21 protein-coding genes are annotated in these 21207 nt (G+C 32.6%); 8 read left to right on the forward strand and 13 right to left on the reverse strand.

The window, feature by feature from the left end:
• Positions 1-93 precede the first annotated feature (93 nt).
• A complete protein-coding gene (locus HMPREF2881_RS11940) occupies positions 94-297 on the forward strand; it encodes a hypothetical protein (RefSeq protein ID WP_002454845.1) in 204 nt (67 codons plus the stop codon).
• 54 nt (positions 298-351) lie between these two features.
• On the opposite strand, the gene HMPREF2881_RS03390 is transcribed toward HMPREF2881_RS11940, so the two are convergent.
• A complete protein-coding gene (locus HMPREF2881_RS03390; protein ID WP_037554345.1) occupies positions 352-849 on the reverse strand; it encodes a GNAT family N-acetyltransferase in 498 nt (165 codons plus the stop codon).
• Between the two features lie 148 nt (positions 850-997).
• Between HMPREF2881_RS03390 and srtA the strand changes: the two genes are divergently transcribed.
• Entirely contained in the window at positions 998-1603 is a 606-nt protein-coding gene (gene srtA / locus HMPREF2881_RS03395; protein ID WP_002449272.1) for a class A sortase SrtA, read from the forward strand.
• A 177-nt stretch (positions 1604-1780) separates the two neighbouring features.
• Positions 1781-2590, forward strand: a complete 810-nt coding sequence (locus HMPREF2881_RS03400) for a Cof-type HAD-IIB family hydrolase (RefSeq protein ID WP_002449371.1) — start codon at positions 1781-1783, stop codon at positions 2588-2590.
• Between the two features lie 88 nt (positions 2591-2678).
• Here HMPREF2881_RS03400 and HMPREF2881_RS03405 read toward each other — a convergent pair whose 3' ends face one another.
• Positions 2679-3671 carry a D-lactate dehydrogenase gene (locus HMPREF2881_RS03405; RefSeq protein WP_002454848.1) on the reverse strand — a complete coding sequence of 331 codons (993 nt, stop codon included), beginning with the start codon at positions 3669-3671 and terminating at the stop codon, positions 2679-2681.
• A 317-nt stretch (positions 3672-3988) separates the two neighbouring features.
• On the opposite strand from HMPREF2881_RS03405, the gene HMPREF2881_RS03410 reads away from it, so the two are divergent.
• From HMPREF2881_RS03410 to HMPREF2881_RS03420, 3 genes are all read left to right on the forward strand, one after another.
• On the forward strand, positions 3989-4657 hold the full coding sequence (locus HMPREF2881_RS03410; protein ID WP_002488801.1) for an NAD(P)H-dependent oxidoreductase: 669 nt from the start codon (positions 3989-3991) through the stop codon (positions 4655-4657).
• A 127-nt stretch (positions 4658-4784) separates the two neighbouring features.
• A complete protein-coding gene (locus HMPREF2881_RS03415; protein WP_002454850.1) occupies positions 4785-6278 on the forward strand; it encodes an aldehyde dehydrogenase family protein in 1494 nt (497 codons plus the stop codon).
• 331 nt (positions 6279-6609) lie between these two features.
• Positions 6610-7518 (forward strand): phosphate/phosphite/phosphonate ABC transporter substrate-binding protein, encoded by a 909-nt coding sequence (locus HMPREF2881_RS03420; RefSeq protein ID WP_002454851.1) that lies wholly within the window; start codon positions 6610-6612, stop codon positions 7516-7518.
• Positions 7519-7552: 34 nt separating this feature from the next.
• Here HMPREF2881_RS03420 and HMPREF2881_RS03425 read toward each other — a convergent pair whose 3' ends face one another.
• Positions 7553-8359: a VOC family protein gene (locus HMPREF2881_RS03425; RefSeq protein WP_002454852.1), complete on the reverse strand. Its 807-nt coding sequence runs from the start codon at positions 8357-8359 to the stop codon at positions 7553-7555.
• Positions 8360-8487: 128 nt separating this feature from the next.
• Positions 8488-8769 carry a GNAT family N-acetyltransferase gene (locus HMPREF2881_RS03430; protein WP_002448625.1) on the reverse strand — a complete coding sequence of 94 codons (282 nt, stop codon included), beginning with the start codon at positions 8767-8769 and terminating at the stop codon, positions 8488-8490.
• A 181-nt stretch (positions 8770-8950) separates the two neighbouring features.
• Between HMPREF2881_RS03430 and HMPREF2881_RS03435 the strand changes: the two genes are divergently transcribed.
• Positions 8951-9907: a metal ABC transporter solute-binding protein, Zn/Mn family gene (locus tag HMPREF2881_RS03435; RefSeq protein WP_002488777.1), complete on the forward strand. Its 957-nt coding sequence runs from the start codon at positions 8951-8953 to the stop codon at positions 9905-9907.
• 59 nt (positions 9908-9966) lie between these two features.
• Here HMPREF2881_RS03435 and aldA read toward each other — a convergent pair whose 3' ends face one another.
• Together aldA and HMPREF2881_RS03445 are read right to left on the reverse strand one after the other, a co-directional pair.
• Positions 9967-11391, reverse strand: coding sequence for an aldehyde dehydrogenase (aldA, locus tag HMPREF2881_RS03440; RefSeq protein WP_002454854.1), 1425 nt, complete (start codon positions 11389-11391; stop codon positions 9967-9969).
• Positions 11392-11467: 76 nt separating this feature from the next.
• Complete coding sequence (locus HMPREF2881_RS03445; RefSeq protein ID WP_002454855.1) at positions 11468-12553, reverse strand: YkvI family membrane protein; 1086 nt, start codon at positions 12551-12553, stop codon at positions 11468-11470.
• A 281-nt stretch (positions 12554-12834) separates the two neighbouring features.
• Here HMPREF2881_RS03445 and HMPREF2881_RS03450 point away from each other — a divergent pair, with 281 nt between their 5' ends.
• On the forward strand, positions 12835-14619 hold the full coding sequence (locus HMPREF2881_RS03450) for a cation:proton antiporter (RefSeq protein WP_002454856.1): 1785 nt from the start codon (positions 12835-12837) through the stop codon (positions 14617-14619).
• A gap of 56 nt (positions 14620-14675) precedes the next feature.
• On the opposite strand, the gene HMPREF2881_RS03455 is transcribed toward HMPREF2881_RS03450, so the two are convergent.
• From HMPREF2881_RS03455 to HMPREF2881_RS03485, 7 genes are all read right to left on the reverse strand, one after another.
• Positions 14676-16640 (reverse strand): fructose-bisphosphatase class III, encoded by a 1965-nt coding sequence (locus HMPREF2881_RS03455; RefSeq protein ID WP_002488769.1) that lies wholly within the window; start codon positions 16638-16640, stop codon positions 14676-14678.
• 145 nt (positions 16641-16785) lie between these two features.
• A complete protein-coding gene (locus tag HMPREF2881_RS03460; RefSeq protein WP_002448460.1) occupies positions 16786-17397 on the reverse strand; it encodes an undecaprenyl phosphate transporter UptA in 612 nt (203 codons plus the stop codon).
• 117 nt (positions 17398-17514) lie between these two features.
• Positions 17515-18513 carry a ThiF family adenylyltransferase gene (locus HMPREF2881_RS03465; RefSeq protein WP_002488748.1) on the reverse strand — a complete coding sequence of 333 codons (999 nt, stop codon included), beginning with the start codon at positions 18511-18513 and terminating at the stop codon, positions 17515-17517.
• Complete coding sequence (locus tag HMPREF2881_RS03470; protein WP_002454859.1) at positions 18513-19280, reverse strand: thiazole synthase; 768 nt, start codon at positions 19278-19280, stop codon at positions 18513-18515. Before HMPREF2881_RS03470 ends, HMPREF2881_RS03465 begins: the two co-directional genes overlap by 1 nt.
• Position 19281: 1 nt before the next feature.
• Positions 19282-19482: a sulfur carrier protein ThiS gene (gene thiS, locus HMPREF2881_RS03475; RefSeq protein WP_002448326.1), complete on the reverse strand. Its 201-nt coding sequence runs from the start codon at positions 19480-19482 to the stop codon at positions 19282-19284.
• Positions 19466-20581, reverse strand: a complete 1116-nt coding sequence (gene thiO, locus HMPREF2881_RS03480; RefSeq protein ID WP_002488731.1) for a glycine oxidase ThiO — start codon at positions 20579-20581, stop codon at positions 19466-19468. Before thiO ends, thiS begins: the two co-directional genes overlap by 17 nt.
• Positions 20574-21164 (reverse strand): thiamine phosphate synthase, encoded by a 591-nt coding sequence (locus HMPREF2881_RS03485; RefSeq protein WP_002488780.1) that lies wholly within the window; start codon positions 21162-21164, stop codon positions 20574-20576. Before HMPREF2881_RS03485 ends, thiO begins: the two co-directional genes overlap by 8 nt.
• Positions 21165-21207: the final 43 nt, after the last annotated feature.

Here is a 21207-nt window from a genome sequence, read left to right on the forward strand (position 1 = left end):
TGGTTTTTTATGCCTAAAATTATCAGAAAATTTCAAAAAATAATTGCAATATTTCACTTTTGATTATAAAATAACTCAAAAGGGGATGATGATATGCTTAGATTATATATCTTATTTTTAGCCTTCATCATTAATACAACGTTAACACGTGTATGGACGATCGAAGGAACTTGGGAGAATCTTTTGCTTCAATCAATGTCTATGAGTATAATGTTTGTATTTCTTTTTTACTATGTGTGTTTTATGCTTGAAAATAGAAAACATAACAAAATAGATAGACTTAGAGATGAAGAATAAACAAAAAAAGTCGAGACAGTTATGTGAATAACAGGGTCTCGATTTTTTTATGAATTATTTGTCCGTATTTAAATCATATTGATAGAAAGCTAAATCAAGCCAACGTTCAAATTTATAGCCTACGTTTTCAATCGTACCAGCATGTTTAAAATTGAATGTTTCATGAAGTTTAATACTTGCTTCATTTAATGTATCTATACCTGCAACTATAGTACGATACTGGCGGTGTTTAGCATCATCAATTAAATGTTCGAGTAAATGTGATGCCACGCCTCTTCTACGATAGTCTTTATTTACATATATAGAATGCTCAATAGAATATAAATAGGCTGGCCAATGTCTAAATTGACCATACGTGGCAAACCCAGCTACTTTATTATCTATTTCAAATACAAATATAGGTTCGTTTGCAAGCACTTTTGTTTCGAACCATACTTCTCGTTCATTAAGACTTTGTGGATGATAAGTATATACAGCCGTTGTATTCAATATAGCATCATTATAAATATTAAATATATCAGGTAAATCTTTACGTTCTGCTTCTCTAATTATGATAAGCACCTACTTATAGTATTTATTATTAATTTAAGCACTTGCATGAAGTTAAATCAAATATATGTCATATAATCTAACATTTTATTTAGAAAAATAAATGGTATACTATGAATTAAGAATTTTAAAATTAAAGGAGTACTACTTAGTGAAGAATTGGACAAATCGACTCATGACCATGATTGGCGTGATTTTGATATTAGTAGCAGTATATTTATTTGCGAAACCATATATTGATAATTACTTACATCAAAAAGATAATAACGATAAAGTAGAACAATACGATAAAAATGATAAAAGCAATACATCAAAAGAAAGACCTACGATTCCAAAAGATAAATCGAAAATGGCAGGGTATATCAGTGTACCCGATGCGGAAATCAAAGAACCTGTTTACCCAGGTCCTGCGACACTTGAACAACTTAATAGAGGTGTAAGTTTTGCAGAAGGTGATGAATCACTTGATGATCAAAATATTTCTATTGCAGGACATACGTTTACTGATCGTCCACATTACCAATTTACAAATTTAAAAGCAGCAAAAAAAGGCAGCAAAGTTTATTTTAAAGTTGGAGATGAAACACGAGAATATAAAATGACAAGCATTCGAGATGTAAACCCTGAAGATGTTCAAGTATTAGATGAACATGAAGGGGAAACCAATCAACTGACATTAATCACGTGTGATAATTATAATCAACAAACAGGCGTTTGGGAAAAAAGAAAAATTTTCGTAGCTAAACAAATTAAATAAATACTTTAGTTGACCGTTCATCTTCTCATTGATGAGCGGTTTTTATGCATAAAATTTTATTCTTTGTATGTAATTTCTAAATGTGAATATAGTTTCACTCTTCAAGTACTGACTTCAATCCCAATCATAAGGTGGATATAATGGACGATGAAAAGTATTGTAAGGGGGAAACCACTCATGATTAGAGCCATTGCAGTAGATATGGATGGGACATTTTTAGATACAAATAAAGAATATGACAAAGTGCGATTTGAGACAATTTATCAAGAATTAAAACGAAAACATATTGAATTTATTGCAGCCAGTGGTAATCAATATGCAAAGTTAAAGTCTATTTTTGGAGAGCGAGACATGTATTTCATTTCTGAGAATGGTGCAGTGATTTATCATGGCAATCAATTGTATAATTACTGTAGTTTTGATCAAACTATATATGACAAAGTAGTGAATTATATTCATCTTGATCAACACATCGACGAATTCATTGTATGTGGACTTAAAAGTGCATATATTTTAAAAGATACGTCAGAAGCCTTTAAAAAGGATGCTCATTTTTATTATCGTCAATTAGAAGAAATAGATACATTTCAACCTTTACCTAATGATGAATATGTGAAGATTGCATTAAATATTAATCGTGAGACACATCCCACTTTGGATACAGATTTAGAAACAAAGTTTAAAGAAGAAATTAAACTGGTTTCAAGTGGCCATGATAGTATCGATATTATTATGCCTAATATGACAAAAGGCCAAGCGTTAAAACGTTTGTTAAAAAAATGGGAAATGTCACCATCAGAATTAATGGCATTCGGTGATGCTAATAATGATAAAGATATGCTAGAATTTGCAGAGCATAGTTATGTTATGGCAAATAGCCATGATCAATCATTATTTGATATCGCAAAATTTGTGGCGCCAAGTAACGATGAACAAGGGGTACTTCAAATGATAGAAGAAAAAGTATTAAAAAGTGAGACAGAATAATTCGTCGACTCACTCAGTGGTCGATTGCCAACACATAAAAATGCCTGGGACATCATAAGTTGTCCCAGGCATTTTTATATATCAAATCTTAGTTTAATTGAGTGTCACATTTACCTGTGTTAATGACAGATAATGCAGCATTTAATCCACCTTCAACTAAATTTCTAACTGCTTCATCTGAGAAGAAAGCAATATGAGGTGTCACTAAGATGTTTTCATTTTCAATTAATTCAAGTAAAGTTTTATCTTCAATTTCTTTACCTGTCCAGTCATATGTGAAGTAATCAGCTTCATTTTCATATGTGTCAATGGCAGCACCATATAAAGTACCATCATTTACAGCATCAATTAAAGCTGGTGTATCAATAACAGCACCACGAGCAGCGTTGACTAATACAGCGCCTTTTTTCACTTTGCTAAACATGTCAGCATCGAATAAGTGGAAGCTTTCTTTGTTAGCAGGTACATGTAAAGAAATGATATCAGCATCGGCAATTGCTTCTTCAACTGAATCTTTATATTCTAAGAAATCTAATGAGTTGTTTGGATATGCATCATAGCCTACTACTTTTGCACCAAAACCAGCATAAATTTTACCAGTTGCAGCACCAATACGGCCTGTACCGATAATTGCAACAGTCATGTTTTTAACAGGTGTAGACATGATAGGTGCAGCCCATTTGAAATTATGTTCTTGAACGCGTTTTTCAATTGCAGGGAATTTACGTACTAATTGTAAAGCGATTGATACTGAGTATTCAGCAATTGTTTCAGGTGAATAACTTGGTACGTTAGAAATTACAATATTGTGTTTTTTTGCAAGATCTAAATCATACATATCAAAACCAGCAGTACGTTGAGCGATTTGTTTAATACCGTATTTTTCAAGTTTAGGATAAACAGAATCTGCTAATTTACCGAATTGCATTGTAGTTACGCCATCGAAACCTTCTAATTGATCTACTGTGTCTTCGCTTAAAATATCTTCAGAAGTAACAACTTCTACATTGTGTTCTTTACCCCAATTTAAAGCGTCTTTTTTTTCGTAATCACGAGTTCCGAAAAACATAATTTTTGTCATTAAAATAACCCCATTTCATTTTGTATAAATAAGTTAAAATTTAATAAATACGTAAGACTAAAGTTGAAGTAAGAGATTGGGTACAACATCATTGAATGTTATCTCTAACACAACTTACAACCCTATTATATTGTGAATTAGTTCACAAATCAATTAAAAAGGGACTTTTATTTTGTATAATATGAAATTATATACATAAAATATCATTTAAAATGAAATATTACAACTTGGAAATAGGTGAATCCTTTTGAGCTAATTATTTTGGCTAAAATAATTTGTATTTTATAATTTGAGTAAGTTTTTAAATAGAGGGGTGGATGACTATCAATCAGATTCAAAATACCATTATAGATGCGTTTAAATTTAGATTTGCTACTAAGGAATTCGATACAACAAAAAAGATAAGTGATTCTGAATTCAATACCATTCTTGAAGCAGGACGATTATCTCCTAGTTCGTTAGGTCTTGAGCCTTGGAGATTTCTTGTGATTCAAAACGAAACGCTACGTGAGAAATTAATACCTTATAGTTTTGGTGCACAAAAGCAACTTAATTCTGCCAGTCATTTTGTACTAATTTTAGCCCGTAAGAATGTAACACCGACGTCTGATTATGTACAGTCATTTATTAGAGGGATTAAGCAGTATGAAGAGAGCACCATTCCAATGTTTGAAGATAAAGTACAGGGATTCCAAACACGTTTCCATATTAATGATAATGCTAGAACCATTTTGGATTGGGCGTCTAAACAAACCTACATTGCATTAGGTAATATGATGACAGCAGCTGCATTAATGAATATTGATTCCTGTCCAATGGAAGGTTTCGATTTAGATGGCGTAACTGAGTTATTAGAACATGAAGGGATCATTGATAGTAATCAGTTTGCACCTTCAGTTATGGTAGCTTTTGGTTATAGAAAAGAGAATCCTACAAAACCTAAAACACGTCAACCACAAGAAGATATAATTAAATGGATAAATTAAGCATAGTTTTGTAAAAAAAGGGTAAATAATAAGTATACAAAACGTATCAATGAATGAAGTAAATTTAACATTACTTTATATAGAGTTACGTTATGATTTATAAACAAAGAAAGAGGGATGAAAACGGATGGCAAAAGTAAATGTTAGAGATTTTTTAGATGAACAATATGATTTATTTATAAATGGTGAATTCCAACCAAGTGAAAGTGGAGAAACACTTACGGTAACTAACCCAGCAAATGGTGAAGAGTTAGCCAAAGTTGCTAAAGCAAATGAAAAAGATGTTGATAAAGCAGTGCAATCAGCACATGAGGCATTTGATAGTTGGAGTAAAATTTCTAAAGCAGAACGTGCAGATTATTTATTAGAAATTAGTCGTCGTATTGAAGAAAATAAGGAACATTTAGCAACAGTTGAATCACTTCAAAATGGTAAACCTTACCGTGAAACATCAACAATTGATGTTCCTCAAGTAGCTGAACAATTTAAATATTTTGCAGGAGTATTAACGACTGATGAAGGTTCGGTTAACCAAATAGATCATAACACGATGAGTTTAGTTGTAAATGAACCTGTGGGAGTAGTAGGTGCAGTAGTAGCATGGAACTTCCCAATCTTACTTGCATCTTGGAAATTAGGTCCAGCATTAGCAGCGGGTAATACAGTGGTAATTCAACCTTCTTCTTCTACACCATTAAGCTTAATTGAATTAGCTAAAATTCTTCAAGATGTGTTACCTAAAGGTGTAGTCAACGTCATTACTGGTAAAGGTTCAGAATCAGGCGATGCGATTTTCAAACATGAAGGTGTAAATAAATTATCATTCACTGGTTCAACAAGCGTAGGTTATGGTGTTGCTAAAGCAGGCGCTGAACGTATTGTGCCAACTACGTTAGAACTTGGCGGTAAAAGTGCTAATATTATCTTTGATGATGCAAATTTAGATCAAGTCATTGAAGGCGTTCAATTAGGTATTCTATTCAACCAAGGTGAAGTATGTAGTGCCGGTTCACGTTTATTAGTACAATCATCTTTATATGATAAATTATTACCAAAATTAAAAGAAGCGTTCGAAAATATTAAAGTGGGTGACCCATTCGCTGAAGATACAAAAATGGGTGCACAAACTGGCCCAGAACAAATTGAAAAAATTGAAAGTTATATTAAATTAGCAGAAGAAGATGACAAAGCAAATATTTTAACGGGTGGACATCGTATTACTGATAATGGTTTAGATAAAGGCTACTTCTTCGAACCAACAATCATTGAACTTTCAGATAATAGTCATAAATTAGCTCAAGAAGAGATTTTTGGACCTGTTATTGTTGTTGAAAAATTCGAAGATGAAGAAGAAGCAATTAACATTGCTAATGATTCAGAATATGGTTTAGCTGGGGGTGTCTTCACTACAAACTTACTTCGTGCATTAAATGTTGCAAAAGCAATTCGTACTGGACGTATTTGGGTTAATACGTATAATCAAATCCCAGCTGGTGCACCATTTGGTGGTTATAAAAAATCTGGTATCGGCCGTGAAGTTTATAAAGATGCAATTAAAAACTATCAACAAGTTAAAAACATCTTTATTGATACAAGTAATGAAACAAAAGGCTTATACTAATTAAAATATGATTAAATAGCTTAATACATGTTTTAAAATGTCGACAAAGGTATATACTTTGTCGGCATTTTTTTATGAAGTATGATTGAAAATTAGAAAAGTATGACAGATTTCATTTTGAAGTTGTATAAGTCTCTCGGTAATACCAATTTAACGTATATGCAGACGTTTTGATGAAAATCTAAATAGTAAGATCTTCGAACTGAAATCAAAATTTAATATAAATTGTATTTTCAATTTAAAAATTGATGGTTAATATAATATAAATACGTCTTTATATTTTAAGTTTGATGAAATTTAAATACATTATATATTTTGAAAAGAGAAAATGATGAAACGTTTAAAATTTTTAGTTATTTATTTAGTTATTACAATTATAGTAAGCGGTTGTTCAAACATTGATAATGTAAAGCATCCTAAAGAAGCCTATACACCTAAATCATTAACTGTTGAGTTTGTTCCATCTCAAAATGCTCAAATCCTTAATGCTAAAGTAAAACCTTTGCAACAATTATTATCTGATGAGCTGGAAGTTCCTGTAAAAGTACATATAGCAACAAATTATAATACAATGATAGAAGGGTTGAAATCGAAAAAAATCGATATTGCATTTATTTCTCCTGTTTCTTACACATTAGCTCATGATGCTCATGCAGCAGATGTATTGTTAAAGTCAAAAGGTTACCTAGTAGATAATAAAGGGAATCAAACACATCACCTTGTAGATTACTATCGATCTCAAATTGTGGTTCGTAAAGATAGTAATATGAATCATTTAAAAGATTTGAAAGATAAGAGGGTAGCGTTACAAGATGTGGAATCAACGTCAGGATATATTTATCCTTTAGCATCGTTAATGGAAAAAGGAATAAAAAAGTCTGATATTCAAATTCAACAAGTGAAAGGTCATGATCAGGGGTTAATTGCATTATTAAATCATGATGTAGAAGCTGTTGCTACATATCAAGATGCTCGGGCAGATTTAAAAAAAGAGTATCCCAATATTTATCAAGAAACTAAAGTGATTTATCGCACAAAGAAAATTCCGAATGATACCATTTCAGTACGTAATGACATGAGTAGCAAATGGAAAAAGAAAATTAGTAAAGCATTTATTGATATCAGTCATACAAAAAAAGGTAAACATGTTATTAGTGATATTTATGGTCATCAAGGTTATGAAAAAGCAAAAGATAGTGACTTTGATACTGTAAGAAAATATCGAGATATTGTAGATTAAAAAAAGATTGGATGATTGTCATCCAACCTTTTTTTTAATCAGGAACCACACTGACATCTCCATGAACAGTCACACTAAACCCTTCAGGTGATGTTAAATTCGTTTCTTTAGCGTGAGGTTGATAGATATCAATATGTGTTAATCCATAAGTGTTCTTATTGTCTGGATTCACTTGATTAGATTGCCATGTATTCACAGCAATGTGATGATGATAGTGTTGTGTAGAAATAAATAAACTTTGAGGGAGGTTTGAAATATGTTCAAAACCAAGTTGATCAATATAGAATTGACGAGCCTCCATCAAATTATGTGTTTTTAAATGGAGATGTCCTAGTTTTCCATCTGATGGAAAACCTTGCCAACCCTTTTCAGTACGATGTGAAATTAAATCTTGTGCATCAACTTCAAGGGTATCCATTTTAATAAAGCCATTCTCCCATTCCCAACCACTAGAAGGGCGATCTTGATAGACTTCAATACCATTACCTTCTGGATCATTGAAATATAGCGCTTCACTTACTAAATGGTCACCGCCACCAACAGGCTGATTTAAACGACTCATATGATATAGGAAGTTAGCTAAGTCTTGTCGTGAAGGTAATAAATAAGCGATATGAAAAAGGCCAGCTTCTCTAAATTCAGGATGACGTCCATGATTTAAAAGATGAAGCGTTAACGTGTGACCATGTTCTCCAACATTAAAAATGGTTTGTGTGTCAGTTTTCTTTTTAATAGAAAAGCCGAGTACTTCAGAATAAAAGTGATTCATTTTGTTTAAATCTTTAACATTTAAAGTGACGTTCGTCACTTGCATTGCTTCTTTTGAATGAAATGCAGTCATGTATCATTGCCTCTCTTTTTTTATACTAAGTATATTAAATATACTAGAATAATTAATAGGAAACAAGATAAATCACTTGATTAAAAAATCCTCTAGAGAATCATTCTCTAGAGGATTTTATTTTACTCTTATCCTAAATAAACATCTTGGTAACTATCATTTTTTTCTAATACATCTTTTGCAAATGGACAAGAAGCGATAATTTTTAAGTTATTTTGACGAGCATGTTCTACAACTGCATCAACTAATTTAGTTCCTAAACCTTGACCACCTAATTCATCAGATACACCAGTGTGATCGATTTCAATTTCATTGTTATCTACTTGTTTGTAAGTGATTTCTGCTTTAGGATTATTTTCATCTTCACCTACATAAAATTTATTGTTACCTTGTTTAATTTCTTCAGCCATATTACTTCACTCCTTATATAATGTCTTAGTATTATTTATCACATTTCCACTAAATTAAAACATTACATAAATAAAATTTAGAATATAAAAATTATAAAAAATTTAAATACAAAGTTATTGCTTTTTTATAAAAGAACAGATATAGTTGAGAACGAAATTATTACGTTTTGGAGGGGTTTGTGTGAAGAAGATGATCGCAATTATCGGTTTAATGGGTTTGTGTCTCATATTATCTGCTTGTAGTACAAACCGCGATATCACTCACAAACAGAAAAAAGTAACAACTGAGAATAAATTAAAAATTTATACCACGGTTTTTGCGTTTGAAAGCTTTACAAAACAAATTGGTGGTAAATATGTGGATGTAGATACGATTTATCCACCGGGTGCTGATATGCATACATATGAACCTAGTCAACGCGATATGATTAATATTGCAAAAAGTGATTTATTTGTTTATTCAAGTGATCATCTTGATCCAGTAGCAGCTAAAATTACAAAATCAATGAATAATAATGATATGAAATTAGCGGTTGCAAATAGTTTAAATAAACAAATCCTTGTGAATGAAGATGATGATCACGATGAACATGGACATCATCATGAAGCAACATCATATGATCCTCATGTTTGGCTTGATCCAATACTAGACCAACAATTCGCAAAGAAAATTAAAGATGATTTAGTTCATAAAGATCCTGCGCATCGTAGATATTATGAGCATAACTATAAACAATTAGTTGAAGATTTAAAACAAATTGACCATACATTATCTAACATAACGAGGCGTCCTAAACGAGATAAAGTAATTATTTCTCATGATTCATTAGGATATTTAGCGCGTCGTTACCATTTCGAACAAGAAGGGATTAGCGGTATGAATAATAAAGAGCCAAGTCAAAAAGACATCTTAGCGCTCATTAATCAAATAAAAGACACACATGAACCGTATATTTTATATGAACAAAATATTTCTTCAAAAATAACCGATGTGATTCGTAAAGAGACCCAAACTCAACCTGTAAATTTTAATAATTTAGCAGTATTGTCTCAATCTCAATCAGAAGACCAAACACTCACTTTTCAATCCATTATGAAAAAAAATATTCAAGCCCTCGATAAAGCATTAAACAAATAAAAAGGAGAGCAAAAAAGAATGTAACGCCATTCTTTCTTGCTCTTTTTTTTATTTTTAATTTACCATCTAATATAACTTACAGTTGTATTGTAATATTCTTCAAAACCATGAATACCGTCTGCACCACCAAGGCCAGATTCTCTCCAACCTGCGTGATAACCATTGACTGCTTCTTCTGCCTCACAGTTCGCATACACTTCTCCAAATTTTAAACGTTCAGTAGCTGTCATAATTTCTTTTAAATTTTCAGAGAAAATATAAGATGATAGACCTGCATTCGTATCATTTGCCATATCAATAACGTCATCAAAGTTTGTATACGTAGTTATAGCAAGAACAGGACCGAAAATTTCTTCTTTAAAAGCACTATCAGTCGTTTTTACATGATCTAAAATTGTAGGAGCGTAGAAGAATCCTTCACGATCTAATTTATAGCCACCTAATACTAAATCTGCGCCATGTTTTACTGCTTCTTGAACTTTATCATCAATACTATCTAATTGTTTTTGATTAATGATTGCACCATAGTCAGTGTTTTCATCGTATGGATCTCCAACTTGAAGCGCATCCATTTTATCTTTCACTTTATTAATAAAGTCATCATGTACATCTTCATGAACAAAGATACGTTCTGGACATGTACATACTTGGCCAGCGTTATTAATACGTGCAGTAACAATATAATCAACAGCTTTATCTAAGTCAGCGTGTTGTGTGACAAGAACAGGAGCATTTCCACCTAGTTCTAAGTTAAGTTTTTTAATGCTGTCAGCCGCATTTTTAAATACAGCTTTACCTGCGCCCATACTACCCGTTAATGAAACAAGCTGAATATCTTTATGAGTTGCCAATTGTGTTCCAACTGTTTCACCAGTACCTGGAACGATTTGAATAAGACCAGCTGGAATAGTTGAATCACGGAAAAGTTCAGCAATTTTTAATGTTAATAATGTTGTTTCTTCACTTGGTTTGATAACGACAGAACAACCCGTTACAATAGCTGGAATCACTTTACGCATGAGCACTAAAATTGGAGCATTCCAAGGCACAATACCAGCCGTCACACCGATAGGTTTTTTTGTCAGTTGAATGGTTTCGTTTACTATACTATTTTGTAATACTTCACCTTTGTTACTCATACTTAAACTTGCCATATAATCAATGAATTCTATTGATTTATCAATTTCACCTTTAGCTTGTACCATTGTTTTACCTTGTTCTTTAACGTATAAATGAGCAATGTCATCTTTATGTTGTTCAAGTAAAGGAATTAATAATTTTACATGCTCAGCACGTGTAGGAGCTGGTACTTTTTCCCATTCAAGTTGAGCGTGCTTAGATTTTTCAATTGCGTCGTTTACCTCTTCTTCAGTAGCGAATGTAATCGTATCGATTGTTTCTCCCGTAGCAGGGTTAATCACGTCCATTGTTTCGTTTGACTTACTTTCTACAAATTCATTATTAATAAATAGTTGATTCGTCATTAACGACACCTCCATACCTATTATTCCCGTAAAGTATTAAATTTAATCTATAAAAAAAAGAAGATTCAAAAGGAGATTAATGTTCTCCCTTTGAACCTTCTTTTTTTGAATATTTAAAATGTCTAACCCCTTTATATAAAATAGGAATGAGTAGAATAAAGCCAAATAACCCCATAATTGGAAATACTTTGCCAATGAGTGAAATAAAGCCGATAAATGTACAAATGAACGTCACGATTGTCATGACGATAATAAGTACAAAATATTGTTTTGAAAACGGTGTTGTGAAACGAGAGGCGAATGCGTACATTAAGCCTACAATAGTATTATAGATAACTAGAGTCATAATAATAGACATGATAGTTCCCAAAATAGGTGAGATATGTCGTGCCAATAATAAGGTTGGAAGCGCTACGGATTTAATATCATTAAATTTTGTCATTAAGCCTAAATTAATCATTAAAAGTAAAAATGTAATAATGACGCCACCGATTAATCCGCCCCAAATAGAAGCACGTTGGTCATGTAAACGTCCCCCCATGACACTTAGAAAACTGAAGGCAGCAGCAATTTGTAAACTGGCATAATTAATACCATCAAACCACCATCCAAGTGAAATAGATGATTTATGCTGTGCATATTGATTTGCACTTTCAAAGTCAAGATGGCCAGTTGCAAGATAATAAATCGCAATAATTGTGACGACGATAACTAAGAAAGGTGTAACGATACCTAATACTGCAATTAAACGATCAAATTTTAAAAATAATGTAACCAAAATTAGACCGACGAGAATAAGTGAACTAAGCCAATAAGGTAAATGAAAACTTTCTTGAATTGTAGATGCCCCGCCCGCGCTCATAATAATAGCGAGTGAAAACAAAAATAATGTTAGGACAATATCAAATAATCGAGCAATCATAGGGTGCAAATAGTAATGAATGGATTCTGAATGATTATGTGATTTTATGTTGTAACCAGTATTTAAGACGAACATACCGCCTAGTGTGATGATTAATCCTGTAATCATAATCCCTAATACACTGAATTGACCGTTACTTGTGAAAAATTGGAATATTTCTTGACCTGTAGCAAAACCAGCACCAACGACAACACCTACAAAGGCAAATGCTACGATCATCGATTCTTTTAAAACTTTCATTTTCAAAAATCCTTTCTAAATCAAACACATGAGAATATATTAATCTATTTTAAAGGACATTTTGTTAAAAATAAATATTAAAGTTTACTTGTAATGAACATTGTATTCCTCAAAAATACATTTAAAAGAATTTGTATAAATTTTAAGTTATATGGGGTATAAATAGTTTATAGTTCTTATATAAATGTTATTTAAAAAATGTATTTAATATACTATACATTATTCAGTAAAGTTTGATAGGATATTGCAATATATTCAATTTAAATAAGGAAGGTGTAGATATGTTATTTGATTTACCTGTAATGCTAGTTATTGTGTTATTTCTTGCATTAGGTATCTTCAGTCAATGGTTAGCAAATCGAATTAAATGGCCTTCAATTGTAGTCATGTCGATTGTTGGTTTATTAGTGGGACCTATATTAGGACTAGCAAATCCTGAGCAAACACTAGGTTCAGAGATATTTAGTCCAATTGTATCTCTTGCGGTAGCAATCATATTATTTGAAGGGAGTAGTAATTTAGATTTTAGAGAATTAAAAGGTATTTCTAAGGCGGTTATACGTATTATTACGATAGGAGCCACAATTGCATGGGCGCTTGGAGCTATTGCTTTACATAAAATTTTAGGTTTTCCTATTTCTATCGCCATTGTTATGGGAGGATTACTTCTTATTACTGGACCAACAGTGATTCAGCCACTGTTAAAACAAGCAAAAGTTAGAAACAGTGTAGATACCGTCTTACGTTGGGAAAGTATTATACTTGATCCACTTGGTCCAATACTAGCATTAGCTGCATTTTATGTGTATCAAATCGTTGGACAAGGTTTTGGTTTCCAATTACTCCTTATATTTATTTTTAAAATGTTGATTGTAGCATTAATTGGCTTTGGTGCTTCATTCTTCTTCAATTGGCTCATCCAACGCGATGTCATACCACAAAATTTAATGCCTTCCATTCAGTTGGTGTTTATATTGCTCGTGTTTAGCATCTGTGACCAAATTCTCGATGAATCTGGTTTACTGGCAGTAACCATTTTTGGATTAATGATGGCACGTTATAAACGACATGATTTAATTTATAAAGAGTCAGATCATTTTATTGAAAATATGTCTTCCATTCTAGTTTCAACGGTGTTTATTTTAATAACATCATCATTAACACCCTCTGTATTGATGAATGTATTATCATGGAAGCTTGTGATTTTCTCACTTGTTATGATTGTGTTAGTACGTCCCATTGCTGTTTTATTATCTACCATTGGTACTGAAATCACTAAAAAAGAGCGTGCGCTTGTAGCCATGATGGCACCAAGAGGGATTGTTGTATTAACTGTAGCACAATTTTTCGGTGGATTATTTTTAAATGATAATATAAAAATGGCATCTTATATTACACCGGTAACATTTGGTTTAGTATTTATTACTGTAGTAATATATGGTTTTAGCTTTACACCAATAAGTAAAATGCTTGGTTTAGCAAGCACTGAACCTCCAGGTGTCATTTTAGTAGGTGAGAGCGAATTTTCTTATCACTTAGGTAGACAGTTACAATCGCATGGTATTCCAGTGATGGTGTTTAACTTGTTTAGTAACACTTCTGATAAAGCTGAAGAACTCGGTTTTGAAATTTTTAAAGGAAATTTATTATCAAGTAGTGATCGTATGTATGCAGACTTAATTCGCTATAACAAATGCTTATTAATGACCAAATCATTTATTTTTAATAGTCTTGCATTTAATGAGTTAGTTCCAGAATTTGGATTAAATAATGTAAATATGATGCCAGTATCCTTTACAGATGATCAAGCACGTAATAATTTAAATGGACCGCTTCGTAATCATATTTTATTCGATGAAAAGCATAGTCCAAGATGGTTTGACAATGTGATTACGAATCAAAATATTATCGAAGTTCCAGCCTCTTCATATCATGATATTACAGATAAAGATATGATTATTTATCACATTAGTGACGATAAAGAAGCGACATTCCATAGGAGTACAAAATCAATGGATGAATATGACAATGGAACATATGGTATTTTAAGAAACGTATATAAATAATAAAAACGCCCGGCGACAGTTCATTTGAACTGTTGCTGGGCATTATGATTATAGGTTTATTTTAAATATCTGTCGTGCATTAATAATTTTAACATGCGAATTTGTTCCATAATGTCTTTACCGACATTCGTATCTCTAATCTTTTTACGTTGTAATTCTTCATCAACGACACGTCGTACTGATAGTTCATCAGCACCATCAGATAAGACATTCTCTTTAGAATCAAAGAATTGGTGTGCTACAAGCTGCATACCAAATGAATTGTAAAGTAACGTGTAACCTGCGATACCTGTCGTAGATTGATAAGCTTTTGAGAATCCACCATCAATGACTAACATCTTCCCATTAGCTTTAATAGGATCCTCGCCATCGATTTCTTTTACTGGTGTATGTCCATTGATAATACGACCTTCATCAGGATTAAGTCCGAAATCTTTTAGCATTTTGCGAATCATATCAACATCTTCACGTAAGTAATAATAAGGGTTTTTCGGTTCTTTATGAGACGCTTTATCTTCAATGAAGTAGCGCTCAAATGTAGTCATGGCACGTTTACCAAATAAAGAACTGTATTTTCCTGTCCATAAATACCATACAAGATCCGTAGATAAATCATCTGTTTTCTCTTTGTCGCTAAACGCTAAGCGCACGTGACGTTCAAAGACATCTAATAAATCACGGCCTTTATGTTTTACACCTTCAATTTCAAAAGATTCCATTTCGCCATTATCATCTACAGGAATGCAACCATGAATAAGAAGATTTCCATTATAAGGGAGATATAATTTACCTTTTTGCATTAGAAAGGCCATATGACGTTTTAATTTTTCAGATTGTTGGAAAGACAGTAATAATTTATTAACAACATCTTCTTCTTCTGGTAATAATTTTGCAGGATCTTTAGGGTCCACCGTACTAAAGCAAGTATCTTTTAAAGGATACGTTTTACCATAAATTGTAATTTCGTTTGTATCATAATTTATTTTTTCTAAAACTAAACGGTCTTCCATTTCAAAATTTGGGCGACGTTTAATAATTGGCATTTCAAGTTTAAATTGAATCATTGCAATGGCTTGGTGAATCTTAGTGATTTGTGCTTCTTCGTGTTTAGATAAGCCCACTTTTTTATCCGGACGTTTTTTCGGTTTGAACGCTGGGTTATCGCCATCGTAATGTTCTTCAGCTAAAGTGAGGAGAGGTCTTAAGTTAATACCATATGCATCTTCAATAATATCTAAGTTATCGTAGCGTGCACATATACGTAGTAAATTGGCTAAACACACTTTAGAACCTGCATAAGCTCCAATCCAAAGTACATCATGATTCCCCCATTGAATATCAACAGAATGGTAGTCAATTAATGTATCCATAATTTTGTCAGGTTCTGGACCACGATCGTAGATATCACCCACAACATGAAGATGATCGACGACAAGACGTTGGATGGTATAAGATAATCCAATAATTAAATCATCTGATTGCTCAAGCTCGATAACTTGATTTAAGAGCGTTTCATAATACGATTTTTTATTATTAAATTCGTTATTTTTATAAAGCAACTCTTCAATGATATATGTATACTCTGAAGGTAAAGCTTTACGTAGTTTTGAACGCGTATATTTTGAAGAACAATATGTGATTAAATCAATCAAACGCTCGATTGTCAGGATATACCATTCATTTAACTCACGTTTTGAATTAAAGTCATTCTTAATGAGCTTTAATTTTTCTTCTGGATAATACACTAGTGCAGCTAAATCATCTATTTCTTTTTGAGATATGTTACCTGAAAAGATATCGTTAATTTTAGCACGGACATTACCAGAGCCATTTCTTAATACGTGTTGGAACGATTTATATTCACCATGAAGATCGCTGACGAAGTGTTCAGTACCTTTTGGTAATTCTAAAACGGATTCTAGATTAATAATTTCTGTTGCAAGTTTTTCAGGACTATCAAATTGCTGAGATAGTAAATCCAAATACTTTTTCTTTAATTCACTTTCCGTAGATTGAGACATTTGATTTCACTCCTGTATGGGAAATTTATTAGATAATAAGCAGAGTAATAAAACCGCTTACATAAATTATCGTTAAAAAGCATCACTTTTTCAATAGTGATGCTTGAATTGTTGTAAATTTAATTTGAAAGTAAAATTAATGTACTTATTTAGCGTTATTTTTTTTGAAGAATAGACGATAGAGTACATAAAGAATAATAATGATAAGAATCACATACATAAAATAAGAATATGTATGGATGCCAGACATTAATACATCGAAACTATCGCTAAGAAGACGACCAAGTAAAATTAAGGCAAAGTTCCAAATCGTTGTGCCTAATAAAGATAACATCGTAAATGTTGCAACATTCATTTTATTGATACCTGCTGGAATAGTGATTAATACACGTAAAACAGGAATGAAACGACATAATAGAACTGCCCACGCGCCATAACGTTTAAACCAGTCGTTCGCACGTTTCACATCATTTCCTTTAAGTTTGAACCATTTACCATACTTATCAACAAATCGATAAATACTTTCCTCTTTAATTAAACGACATAAATAATACAAAATAAGTAAACCGATAAATGAAGCAATTGTTGAAATAATAAATAAGACTAAAATTGAAAGACCTGATTTAACTGACATTAAACCTGCAAATGTTAATATAATTTCAGAAGGCACAACAGGTAAGACATTTTCTAATAAAATAAGAATGAAAATGGCTGCATAACCCCATTGACCTATAAAATTTGTAATAATTTGTTCCATTATAAAGTTAAAAATCCTCCGTTATTAAACATTACTCGAATAAAAAATTCATAGTAAATTCATTATATAGGAATTTACTATGAATTGCTTGTGATAACATAATAAGGATTGTACAACTCATTTTAAGGATTTTAAATATTGATGATACAATTGTTCTGCTTCATTATCATCTTCAACGCCATAGACATTCATTCTACCATCTTTGAATAAGGTAATTTCATAATTGCCATCTTTAATTAGCTTTGCAAATGAGGTTGACTTCACAATATCACCTGGGAAATGTTCAGCATAGTCAAAAGCAGTAGGTTGATATCTAAATAGGTAGGTTTTTCCGCATAAGCTTTCAATATTCTGTTGTTGTTTCGTTTCTAATAATTCGTAATGACCTTTACCACATACGTCACATTCATCATCTTTTAAAATATCGATATTCAATGCTTTATAATCAATATGAAATGCATCAAGAGTAATTAACTTATGAGAAAATCCATGACCAGATAAATAACGAATCGCTTCTGTGACCTCATAGCTTGCTACCTGTGTAATCACAGGCGGTAATACGCCATTAATAGCACAACTCTCTGCACTGGTTGGAATGTGTTTTAATAAACATTTCAAACAAGGTCCTTTGAAATCAATGCCGTAAACGGTACCTTTACTGCCTACAGCAGCACCATACACCCACGGAATATGGTGTTTGTGACAGGCTTCGTTAATAAGATAACGAATTTTGAAATGATCCATACCATCAATGACAATATCAGGATTGACGGCTTTTAAAATGTCCTCAATAGTTGTAGAGTCAATTTCTTGGTAATAAGTTTGAATGTTTACATTTGAATTAATGTGTTCAATTTTTTGCTTAACTGCGTGAACTTTAGGGACCATATGGTGAGCATCATCTTCAGTATAGAGTGCTTGGCGATGTAAATTAGATAATTCAACGATATCCATATCGACAATGGCTAAATGATGCGCACCCATACGTGCTAAAAGCTCTGCAACGTGACTTCCTAACGCGCCTGCACCAAGTATTAAAATGGTTGCATTGGAGAGGGCAATTTGGCCATCCTCTCCAAATGCATGATAACGCATTTGACGGTTATAGCGTTGCATTATAAGAATCCTAAACCTTCAGTAGGGCTTGATGCTTGTGCAGTATATTTTACTGGAATACGTCCTGCTTCATATGAGAGACGACCTGCATGAATACCAAGTTTCATTGCTTCAGCCATTTTAACAGGGTCTTTTGCACCTGAAACTGCAGTGTTTAAAAGAATAGCATCAGCGCCTAATTCCATCGCATGACACGCATCTTTTGGTGAACCAATACCAGCATCCACAATAACGGGAACATTTGAATGTTTAATAATGTAACTTAAATTAAGTTGGTTATTAATACCACGTCCAGTACCAATTGGAGAAGCAAGTGGCATGACAGCATGAACACCTAATTCTTCTAAACGTTTCGCTAATACGACATCATTAGAAATGTAAGGACATACGATATAACCTTTTTCTAATAACACTTTACATGCTTCATATGTTTCAAATGGATCAGGAAGCAATGTTTCATCATCACCAATCACTTCGACTTTAATCATGTCACATACTCCAGCATGTTTTGCAATTTCAGCGATACGAATCGCTTCTTCAGCCGTTTTGGCGCCAGCTGTATTTGGAAAAGTAATAAAGTCTTTAAGATTAATATTTGCTAATGGATTAGGCAAGTTTTTATCATATAAATTCATACGTCTTACGGCAAAAGTCAGCACATTCGCTTCTGCTGCTTCAATCGCTTTTGTTTGCGTCGCTTCATCTTCAAATTTTCCTGTACCTAATAATAAACGAGATTTAATTTCTAAGGGTCCAATTTTAAACATTTTATCCGCCTCCAACAAATTCTAATAATTCTAATTGATCATCTTCACGTACTGTATGTTGATCGTAGTCTTCTTGTTTAATTAAAGTTTTATTATGTTCGACAATGACACGTTTAGGGTCTAATTCAAGAGATTCAAGTACAGAAGTAATAGATTGTTCTGAATCAAAATTGAATGCGTCCCCATTAATGATACACTTCATGATTTAACCTCCTTGAAGCACTAAATGATTCATATCGATGTGGCTTAACACCGGTGAGTATCCAATTAGCGATATCACGACCAATAATAGGTGAAAGTAAAATACCATTACGATAATGACCAGAAATCACATATAAATCTTCATCAATACGGTCCATTATCGGTATTTCTTCTTCAGTATATGGACGTACACCAGACCACTGTTTAATGACTTTGCCGTGTGCGAGTTCTGGTATACGTTCATTTGCAAAGTGGTGTAACCAAGAGATACCATCGTCTGTATTACCAACTGAATAATTATCAAACTCGCTTGTGGCACCAATTAAGAAACGATTTGGATATTTTGGCACGATATAACAGCCATTGGTCATAAATACGGTTTCTTTTAAATCCAAGTGGTCATTTTCAATCAGTAAGACTTCACCTTTTACACCGACTACATCTCTAGGTAGTGAGTATTGAGTTAATAATTTAGATGTCCATGCGCCTGCTGCCACAATGACTTTCTTAGCTTGTAATGTGCCTTGTGACGTTTCAACATCGTAGTACCCATTTTGGCGCTGAACAGATTGTACCTCTGTATTGACATATCGCTTAATTTGACGTTGCTTTAAAGATGTAAATAAAGCTTTAGTGTAGTGATTGGCATTAATCTGTCCATCTTGTGGAATGTAAATAGCCATTTCACTTGATGTTACTGTGCCATTCGTTAAATGAGTCAGTTCCTCATCTGAAAGAACAATGACACTAGAATCTAAACCACTTAAAAATTGATACTGTTTTTCTAAACTTTCAACATCTTCAGGACGATTAGCCACTTTAATTAAGCCTGAATTTTGAAACTGAATGTCAATACCTGTCTCAGCTTCTAAATCTTGACATAATTGTGGAAAGAGACTTCGTGATTCAAGAGCAAGTCTAAATAAATCAGTATCTTCAGTAAATTCATTTTGAGCACCTAACATTCCACCTGCTTTATATGACGCGTGTTTACCTGGTACGTCACGATCGATAAGTGCAATGTCAAGGTGAGATTGACTTAATTGGCGTGCAATAGACATGCCAATCACGCCCGAACCTATGATTAAAACATCATGCATCTTTCAACCACTCCTTTCGCAATAGTTCAATTTGTTGTAAAGATGCGTTCATAAAAAAAGAAATCGCACAAATTCCTTTAAAACCATGAGGTAATTGAAGAATCGTTTTTTCAGTGATACCTCCAATGGCATAAATGGGAATAGGAATCTCTAACACACGCTGAATCTCTGCTTTTGATCGAGGCAATTGATTAGGTTTTGAAGGTGTCTTAAAAATGTGACCAAAAAAGACATAATCAAGATCGTGTTCATAAGCTGCTTTAACAGATTCAATTGAATGTGTAGACATACTCACTTCAATCTCTGGATGCGTTGATTTATAGCTAAATGCATCTTCATCCATTTCTCGAAAATGAATGTGAGAGAGGTGAAGTTGTTCAAGTAAATGTACATCACTATGAATAATGATTTTTGATTTAGGGAATCCTTTTTCTATAAGTGATGTTAAAAATGAAGACAAATCACTTGATGACATGGGAGTACGAAACAATAAACCATCTATTCCATCCGAGATATCAAGAAAATGTTGTACATCATCATTGGTTAAATCTTTATATTTCGTTATCGCTATAAAAATGAACATCACTCCTTATTAAACAAAAAAACGCTATTTCCCTGCAGTAGGG

This window comes from Staphylococcus sp. HMSC057A08, assembly GCF_001812925.1.
Taxonomy (GTDB): domain Bacteria; phylum Bacillota; class Bacilli; order Staphylococcales; family Staphylococcaceae; genus Staphylococcus; species Staphylococcus hominis.